At 45.9% G+C, this 2,418-nt stretch carries 3 protein-coding genes and 1 pseudogene; 1 reads left to right on the forward strand and 3 read right to left on the reverse strand.

What is annotated here, in order from left to right:
• Nucleotides 1-695, forward strand: a 695-nt coding sequence (locus COO59_RS20330) for an RHS repeat-associated core domain-containing protein (protein ID WP_205960894.1), incomplete at its 5' end; no start/stop codon positions are given.
• Here the strand turns inward: COO59_RS20330 and COO59_RS21760 are convergent.
• The 3 genes and pseudogenes from COO59_RS21760 to COO59_RS21705 all read right to left on the reverse strand — a co-directional run.
• Nucleotides 661-759, reverse strand: a pseudogene (locus COO59_RS21760) (hypothetical protein); the annotation flags it as partial. The gene COO59_RS20330 and the pseudogene COO59_RS21760 sit on opposite strands and share 35 nt — an antisense overlap.
• A gap of 357 nt (nucleotides 760-1,116) precedes the next feature.
• Nucleotides 1,117-1,392: a hypothetical protein gene (locus COO59_RS20335; protein ID WP_103061456.1), complete on the reverse strand. Its 276-nt coding sequence runs from the start codon at nucleotides 1,390-1,392 to the stop codon at nucleotides 1,117-1,119.
• The gene (locus COO59_RS21705) at nucleotides 1,385-2,320 is read right to left on the reverse strand and encodes a PAAR domain-containing protein (protein ID WP_240614177.1); all 936 of its coding nucleotides are present in this window, start codon (nucleotides 2,318-2,320) and stop codon (nucleotides 1,385-1,387) included. Before COO59_RS21705 ends, COO59_RS20335 begins: the two co-directional genes overlap by 8 nt.
• Nucleotides 2,321-2,418 lie beyond the last annotated feature (98 nt).

Consider the following 2,418-nt stretch of genomic DNA (forward strand, 5'->3'; position numbering starts at 1 on the left):
TGCAGCAGGGCGCGTGGGGAGAAAAAGGAACGGTACATAGCAATCGGATTGAGAATCCGCTACGCTTTCAGGGGCAGTATTACGATGCGGAAACGGGCCTGCACTATAACCGTCATCGTTATTATGATCCGCTGATAAGGTCTTATATCAGCCAGGACCCGATAGGGCTGGCGGGAGGGCTCAACCCTTATCAGTATACGCCTAATCCGCTGATGTGGATCGACCCATTGGGGTTAACAAGCTGTAAACTATCAAAAGCAATGGAAAACAATGGAATAATACGACCGAAAAACTCAGCAGCGCATCATATTGTGCCGGAAACCGCCAGAGGGGCACAGCCTGCGAGAGATATATTAAATAAATTTGGAATAGATATTAACGGCGTAAGTAATGGCGTGTTCCTGCCTACTCATAAGAATACTGACGGAATGTCAGGTTTGTTACACAGTGGTAAACATCCTGATAAATATGTTGATGCTATAAACAGACTAATACGAGACGCTGCTAATACTGGAGGAAAGCAAGGCGTTATTGATGGTGACGGGGAGCCCACGACATACTTCCCAGTAACTCTCCCAGCCCGCCGCCAGTACAGGCTCCCGCCGCAACGGCTGAAACCACGATTAAGGCGGCTCCTCCGGTTACTGCTGTCGCCGCAGCAGCAACCAGGGCCCCGCCTATCGCGCCAGCAATAAGCCATCCTTCAGACGCTGTATGGGCTATTTCATCCTGTTCCCGCGCTGCATTAAATTCAGACACAGCAAGTTCATCCTTATTTCCCTGAGATAAATGCGCTTATTTTTTCAATGCTGTTCAGGTACAGCGGGCACTAATTCATTGATAAATATTTTAACGCTGGCACGATGTAATCTGCTTTTTTAAAATAACAGCATAAATTTTAGGAAATAACCATTAACTATACGGGTTTTGCTCGTTAAAAAATCGCTGTAACCTTTAACCCCGGAAATATGAACAGCATTAGGGAATCGTTAATCCGGAAGGGTCTATAAATACCCCATCCGGAAAAGGCTGACTGTTATTGAAACTATGGTTATTTACTTAACGGGCTCGAACTTAGCTACCCGATTTTAAGTAATAAACGGCGTAATATCCAACTCACTGTATAAGTTCTTTTTTAATAATCTCCACTTCTTCTACTTCCTTATCCATATAATTTTTATAATTTTTTCTTATATCCTCAGCTAACAGCGAAAGTTTATCAAAATCACGTCCTTCAATAAGATCACGAATGTCTATCAAAAAATCCTTACTCACATCGAAATGTGAATTTTGATAGAAATTCGGGAACAGGACACTCATATAATATTCACTCCCTGACTTTATAATACAAAAATCACCTTTTCTGACAAAAATTAGCGTTCCGCTATTCATAAACATCACCTGATTTAAAGTCAAAAACTTCGTAATCCACGCCTTTTACCATATCTTTTGTAGAAATAACGGCCTCCCAGTCTCCGTTGGGTAACTTGCCGCCAGGAAGCCATAGAGGTTCGGTATCCCTTGCTCCAAACTCATTGCCAGACGGAATCTTAGGCTGATACTTTTCAGTGGGATAAAATTCTACTTTTAATAAATTCCCGCTTTCAAACTGCTCAACAGGGATACCAAGCCTATTTGACATCATTTCAGAATTCCCTCTGGATACCTCAATAATATTATCCATATTTCTTTTTGAACCAACAAACTCTGAAGACCATTCGTCTGGCTTCCCTAAACCATATTTATTATAGTCTTTTCTTGCAACTATGCGCGATGCACCCCTTTCAAATTCTTTAAAATGTTCATTTACATAACGTCTGGGAAGATATGTTTCTGGCAAAGGTTTAGTGCCTTTAGGCAATGATTTTATTTTTTGAAAAGTCTCTTCCGATACAGGAACTCCATTAGTTTTGGCCAGGCGGTTTTGACGCCACGCATCGAACTTTATTCCGCCTTTGCTGCCCGCAGCGCCCCCGGCCAGGCTGCCTGCCAGCATCATCCATTTCTGCCCGTCGCTGCCTTCGCCAAACAGCGCTCCGCTGAGACAGCTGCCTGCCCAGCCACCGCCCATACCGCCAAGCGTGCCCAGTACCGCGATGGCTGGAGAAGCAAGCACTGCCAGCACCGCGCCGCCAACGCCCAGCATCGCCCAGTTGATCCATTCCGGTATTTCCGGGCTGATTTCATCAATCTGGACCTTCTCTCCGCCGATAAACACATCAGGCGAGCCGGAAAAAATTTCAGCACTGCAGGTTAAGCGATCCCCAATGCGGGCTGCAGGATAGTCGTTAATACTTTTCGCCCTGCGCGTGCTCCACAAAGCGTCCCGGCCACTCGAACACGTCAATCTCTCCCGGCTGCGGCGACGCCGGGTTCTGCCGCGCCTGCAGCAGCCACGCGTTCGGCTTACGGAAGTCG

The sequence above is a fragment of the Mixta theicola genome (genome assembly GCF_002895925.1).
GTDB lineage: Bacteria > Pseudomonadota > Gammaproteobacteria > Enterobacterales > Enterobacteriaceae > Mixta > Mixta theicola.